The following is a 6136-nucleotide window of genomic DNA, read 5'->3' on the forward strand; positions in this document are numbered from 1 at the left end:
CCTCATTTATTACGCAATTTGAATAGACGCTCCGCGGCCGATTGCATAATAAACGAAACCGCGTTTGCTGATACGCTCTGGATCATACAGGTTACGACCATCAAAAATCACGGGTTGTTTTAACGCATTTTTAATTACGTCAAAATCAGGCGCCCGGAAATTCTGCCATTCGGTACAGATAACCAGACCATCAGCGCCCTGCAGTGCCGCTTCTTTAGTCCCTGTGAGTTTCAGATCGTCACGGTGACCATAGATGCGCTGCGCTTCTTCCATCGCTTCCGGATCGTAAGCCTGAACCGTAGCACCCGCTTCCCATAACGCTTCCATCAGCACACGGCTGGAGGCTTCACGCATATCGTCGGTGTTGGGTTTAAACGCCAGGCCCCACAGCGCAAACGTCTTGCCGCGCAGATCGTCACCAAAATGGCGCTTGATAAAGGCAGGCAGTTTGTTTTTCTGCGCGTCATTGACCTCTTCCACCGCCTGCAGCAGGCGCGGTTTATAGCCAATAGACTCTGCTGTACGGATCAGCGCCTGCACATCTTTCGGGAAGCAGGAACCGCCGTAGCCGCAGCCCGGATAGATGAAGTGATAGCCGATACGGGGATCAGAACCGATACCCTGACGGACTTTCTCCACGTCAGCGCCCAGCAGCTCAGCGAGATTAGAGATCTCGTTCATAAAGCTGATTTTGGTCGCCAGCATGCAGTTTGCCGCATATTTTGTCAGCTCTGCACTGCGGATATCCATCAGGATCATGCGATCGTGGTTACGGTTGAACGGCTCATAGAGCTCGCGCAGCAGTTCCACCACATCATCATTGTCAGTACCGACAACGATACGCTCTGGTCGCATGCAGTCGTTAACGGCCGCACCCTCTTTGAGGAATTCCGGGTTGGAAACCACATCGAAAGAAACGCTGGCGCCACGCTGTTTCAGCGTCTCCTGCATCACATTGCGTACGCGGTCGGCTGTGCCGACTGGCACAGTTGATTTATCGATAACGACTTTGTGATCGTTCATATGTTCTGCAATCGTGCGCGCAACCGCGGTCACATATTTCAGATCGGCAGAACCATCTTCGTCAGGCGGTGTGCCAACAGCAATAAACTGCATCACCCCGTGATTAACGCCCTCTTTGGCGTCAGTACTGAATTTCAGGCGGCCCGATTCATAATTGGACATCACCAACGGCGTCAGACCCGGTTCAAAAATCGGGATAACACCCTTTTTCAGGTTTTCGACTTTGTTCGCGTCGACATCAATGCAGAGAACGTCATGTCCGACTTCGGCCAACACCGCAGCCTGAACCAGACCGACATAGCCGATACCAAATACAGTGACTTTCATTAAATTATCCTGTGCTTAATGAATTACTTTTTATTGCCTACCGCGTTGTCCAGCCACTGTGCAAAATCTTTGCCCAGCACCGGGTGACGTACGCCGTACTCAACAAAAGCCTGCATGTAACCCAGCTTGTTACCACAGTCGTGGCTGACGCCAGTCAGGTGATAAGCTTCTACAGTCTCTTTTTCCATCAGCATAGCGATAGAGTCGGTCAGCTGAACTTCGCCGCCTGCACCCGGAGGGGTTTTAGCCAGCAGAGGCCAGATATCAGCAGAAAGAACATAACGACCTACTACCGCGAGGTTTGAAGGCGCTTCATTCGCTTTTGGCTTCTCAACAACGCCCACCATCGGTGCACTCTGGCCCGCGCTCAGCTCGGCGCCTTTGCAGTCAACCACACCGTATGCGGTTACGTCTGCTACTGGCTCAACCATGATCTGGCTGTGACCGGTTTCTTCAAAACGCGCCAGCATCTCTGCCAGGTTGTCTTTGGTCGGGTTTGACTCATATTCGTCGATGATAACGTCTGGCAGAATGACTGCTACCGGCTCATCGCCTACCAGCGGATGTGCACACATGACCGCATGGCCCAGACCTTTAGCGATACCCTGACGCACCTGCATAATGGTGACGTGTGGCGGACAGATAGACTGGATTTCATCCAGCAGCTGACGCTTAACACGCTTCTCCAGCATGGCTTCCAGTTCGAAGCTGGTATCAAAGTGGTTTTCGATTGAGTTTTTAGAAGAGTGCGTAACCAGCACAATTTCGTTAATGCCCGCAGCAATACACTCATTTACGACATACTGGATCAACGGCTTATCGACCAGCGGTAACATCTCTTTTGGAATAGCTTTGGTCGCTGGCAGCATACGCGTACCTAAACCTGCAACCGGGATTACCGCTTTTTTTACTTTTGACTTATAGGCAGACATCAAATACCTCTCTTAATAGGCCGCTCAAGTTAATACTTGATATGTCGGTTTAAAAAACGAAATGAGTATATCAGTTAGTATCAGGCGGAATTATCCTGGATAAAGTTAATCCATGGAATTTAAGACTTTTACCCAAGTGTAAAGGATAGGTCTGGCGCTGTCGCTTAACTGATTTAACCCGCTGTTTAACTGCTTATTCTTCACCCGATAACATCAGACGGAGCCTGCCGCCGGCACCCCAGACGTGGCACTGCCAGGCACCGGTATGCTGAGAAATCTGATTAAGATGGGTCCCCCCATCGTACCCAGCGGTACACCGCTGTTTAACTGCAGCTGCTGCGTTTCCAGGTGCAGCGTGGCATTAAGCCCTGCTGAAACCAGAATTAATTTACGCAGTTCGCGATGATAATATCCCACCAGAAGCGGGAACTGCCCGGTAAGGTTTGCCTGGCGCAGCAGCATATTCACCTGACGCAGCAGACCGTTGAGTTCCGGCAGCCGATGATGCTGTCCGGACAGCTGCTCCTGCAGTAAACCGTTGAATAGCGCCCGCAGCAGCAGCGCGGCCAGCACGCCGTTGTCGCCCGCCCGGGTAACATCGAGACAGTAAAAGGCGAGATCTTTATCGGAGAGCGCAGCGATATCCAGAACCAGCCCTGGCTGTTCCGCCATGGTGAGCTGTCGGTAGTTGATGCGGCAGTGCGCAATGGTTTGCTGCACCGGCGGCTGCAGCTGCTTCAGCAGCTTTGCCGCGGCGATCGGATCGCGGGCCAGCGCATCCCAGTCCTGAAACAGCTGCTCATCCTCCTCCACTTTGGAGGTGAACATCGAGGGATAAAGACACTCAAAAACAGCCTCGCGGAAGCGTTCGATATTTTTCAGGGGTTTCAGTAATACATCCTGCACGCCAAGCCGCAGCACGTGCGCGATATCAGCCATATTCTGGGTAGCAGATATGACCAGTACAGGCACCGTATTCCCCTGACTGCGCAGATGCTCAACAAACGCAATACCGCCCATCCGGGGCATTTCCAGATCGCAAATCACCAGATCGGCGCTGTGCGACGACAGAATGTCGAGGCCTTCCAGCCCATCGCCGGCCTGCAGGGCTGTTGCCCCCAGACTGGTCAGTACATTTTCCAGCAATGAACGGAAAACGACCTCATCTTCGACAATGAGTATCTTTTTGCCGAGTAGTGGTTTTTCCATTCTCTCCCCCTGCGTACCAGATATTGCAATAGTGGTTCATAAAATGCAGTTGCGCCTTTAATTATTGTCATCAGCGACAACCCCCCTGAATGAACAACTGACTATCTGCTACGGACCAGTGGTAATAGTTCATCCATTTTTTTCTCTACGGCCGCCTTACCGGCAGCCATCGCCTCTTCAGCACGATGAAAATCCAGCGTTGAAATCTGCGGACAAAACGGCTGAATCAGCACATCCGGCGGATCGCCCGCCATACGGTTACGTTTCAGGCGGTTTTCCAGCACCTGAATTGAGGTCGACATGATCTCCATTGCGCCAGGTGACTGCGCCGCGCGCTGGCGGGAAAATCCCATCAGACGCTGACGTAATTTTTTACCCCACGAGAGCGCCTCTGCCGCGTCATCGCCGTTTTCCGGCGTTACCGACAGCAGATCCTGCTGCATCAGATGCGCATCATGCTGAAGATCGACCGCAATAACAATGTCGGCGCCAAGTGCGCGCGTCAGGGAGATGGGCACCGGGTTTACCACCGCGCCATCCACCAGCCAGTATCCATTGTAGCCAACAGGTGGTAATAAGCCTGGCATACTACAGGAAGCGCGCACGGCCTGATGCAGATCGCCTTCAGTCAGCCAGAGCTCACGGCCGGTACTCAGGTTGGTGGCAACCACGCCAAACGGTTTCAGGCCGCCGTCAATCTGGTCATGCGGGATCAGCTGGCGAATATGACTGAAAACGCGATCGCCGCGTAACAGTCCCCCGCGCTGCCAGGAGAGATCCATCAGGCGTATAACATCCCAGTAGCGAAACGCGCTGACCCACTTCTCCATCTTTGCCAGGTGACCATTGGTGTAGGCGGCACCAACCAGCGCGCCGACTGAGCAGCCCGCTACCACATCAATTTCAATACCGGCACGCTCCAGCGCATTGATGACGCCGATATGCGCCCAGCCCTTCGCGGCGCCCGATCCCAGAGCCAGTCCAATCTTGACCTTTCTCATCTTACCTCGTGATGCTGCTGGTACGTAGCATCATGCCACGCAGTCGGCTACCATAGCGCACGCCTATGATAACGTTAACCACTCTCAGGAGATGATGTGTCCGAAAAGTGCCCCTGCTGCAGCGGGAAGCAGTATAGCGTATGTTGTCAGCCCTTTTTAAACGGCGAGGCCATCCCGCTAAGTGCTGAACAGCTGATGCGATCTCGCTATACGGCCTACGCCACGGGTAATGCAGTTTATCTGACAGAAACCTGGCACGCCAGCCAGCGCAGCGTCGATCTGACGGCGCGTTTATCTGAAAGTTTTGCCGGTACAACGTGGCTCGGACTAGATGTAACCTGTTGTAATCATGGCATCCATGAGAACGAAGCCTTTGTGACCTTTTTTGCGCGCTACCGCGAAAAAGAGCGCGAGTCAGCGATCGCTGAACGTTCACGCTTTCTTCGGGAGGAGGGTCACTGGTACTATGTGGATGGAACAGCGCCAGCAATCGGGCGTAACGATCGCTGCCCCTGCGGCTCTGGCAAAAAATACAAAAAATGTTGTGGCTGATATCCGCTTCGCCGCAATGGTAATACCCTTATCGCTTTGACAGGACCTTGACTGAGATGCAAGCGCAAACACTGCAACGAAAAGTTTTACGGACCATTTGCCCTGATGCTAAAGGTCTGATCGCCAAGATCACCAACATTTGCTACAAGCATGAACTCAACATTGTGCAAAACAATGAGTTTGTCGATCACCGCACCGGCCGCTTTTTTATGCGCACCGAGCTGGAAGGCATTTTTAACGACAATACGCTGCTGGCCGATCTGGATAGCGCTCTGCCGACCGGTTCGGTGCGTGAGCTGCACACTGCCGGTCGCCGCCGCGTCGTTATTCTGGTCACAAAAGAGGCGCACTGCCTGGGTGACCTGCTGATGAAAAGCGCGTTTGGCGGTCTGGATATGGAGATCGCTGCGGTGATCGGCAATCACGATACGCTGCGCTCGCTGGTAGAACGTTTTGATATTCCTTTTGTGCTGGTCAGCCATGAAGGCAAAACGCGCGAAGAGCATGACAACCGCATGGCGGAAGAGATCGATCGCTATCAGCCTGATTACGTGGTGCTGGCAAAATATATGCGCGTGCTGACGCCTGCTTTTGTGCAGCGCTACCCTAACCAGATCATCAATATTCACCACTCGTTCCTGCCAGCTTTTATTGGCGCGCGTCCTTATCATCAGGCGTATGAACGCGGCGTTAAAATCATTGGCGCAACGGCGCATTACGTCAATGACAACCTGGACGAAGGTCCAATCATTATGCAGGATGTCATTAACGTGGATCACAGCTATACCGCTGAAGAGATGATGCGCGCCGGACGCGATGTGGAAAAAAACGTGCTGAGTCGCGCGCTCTATAAAGTGCTCGGCCAGCGCGTGTTTGTTTATGGCAACCGCACGATTATTCTTTAAGCGCGGCGTTTTGGCGCCAGGGCGCTGAATTGTCTAACTCTTCAGCGCTACGCGTAAAAAACGGGCAAACAGGTTTTATTTTTACATCCGGTGCTTTACAGGCGGAACGCATTTGATATGATGCGCCCCGCCTTCAGGCACAAAGATTCAGGCAAGTGGCGGGATTCCCGAGCGGCCAAAGGGAGCA

Annotated in this window: 5 protein-coding genes and 1 pseudogene; 2 read left to right on the forward strand and 4 right to left on the reverse strand. The window is 53.0% G+C overall.

What is annotated here, in order from left to right:
• Positions 1-9: 9 nt before the first annotated feature.
• From HA43_RS03255 to rssA, 4 genes and pseudogenes are all read right to left on the reverse strand, one after another.
• Positions 10-1350 (reverse strand): UDP-glucose dehydrogenase family protein, encoded by a 1341-nt coding sequence (locus tag HA43_RS03255; RefSeq protein WP_039384663.1) that lies wholly within the window; start codon positions 1348-1350, stop codon positions 10-12.
• Positions 1351-1373: 23 nt separating this feature from the next.
• On the reverse strand, positions 1374-2282 hold the full coding sequence (gene galU, locus HA43_RS03260; protein ID WP_039384664.1) for a UTP--glucose-1-phosphate uridylyltransferase GalU: 909 nt from the start codon (positions 2280-2282) through the stop codon (positions 1374-1376).
• 193 nt (positions 2283-2475) lie between these two features.
• Positions 2476-3491: pseudogene (gene rssB / locus HA43_RS03265) on the reverse strand (two-component system response regulator RssB).
• Positions 3492-3592: 101 nt separating this feature from the next.
• Complete coding sequence (gene rssA, locus HA43_RS03270) at positions 3593-4492, reverse strand: patatin-like phospholipase RssA (protein WP_039384669.1); 900 nt, start codon at positions 4490-4492, stop codon at positions 3593-3595.
• Between the two features lie 96 nt (positions 4493-4588).
• On the opposite strand from rssA, the gene HA43_RS03275 reads away from it, so the two are divergent.
• Positions 4589-5044, forward strand: coding sequence for a YchJ family protein (locus HA43_RS03275; RefSeq protein WP_094110955.1), 456 nt, complete (start codon positions 4589-4591; stop codon positions 5042-5044).
• Positions 5045-5100: 56 nt separating this feature from the next.
• Positions 5101-5949: a formyltetrahydrofolate deformylase gene (purU, locus tag HA43_RS03280; RefSeq protein WP_039384674.1), complete on the forward strand. Its 849-nt coding sequence runs from the start codon at positions 5101-5103 to the stop codon at positions 5947-5949.
• Positions 5950-6136: the final 187 nt, after the last annotated feature.

The sequence above is a fragment of the Pantoea eucrina genome (genome assembly GCF_002095385.1).
GTDB classification, from domain to species: domain Bacteria; phylum Pseudomonadota; class Gammaproteobacteria; order Enterobacterales; family Enterobacteriaceae; genus Pantoea; species Pantoea eucrina.

Coding starts and splice junctions, on each gene's coding strand:
- HA43_RS03255 (WP_039384663.1), bottom strand. CDS start 1,350: ATGAAAGTCACTGTATTTGGTATCGGCTATGTCGGTCTGGTTCAGGCT.
- rssA (WP_039384669.1), bottom strand. CDS start 4,492: ATGAGAAAGGTCAAGATTGGACTGGCTCTGGGATCGGGCGCCGCGAAG.
- purU (WP_039384674.1), top strand. CDS start 5,101: ATGCAAGCGCAAACACTGCAACGAAAAGTTTTACGGACCATTTGCCCT.
- galU (WP_039384664.1), bottom strand. CDS start 2,282: ATGTCTGCCTATAAGTCAAAAGTAAAAAAAGCGGTAATCCCGGTTGCA.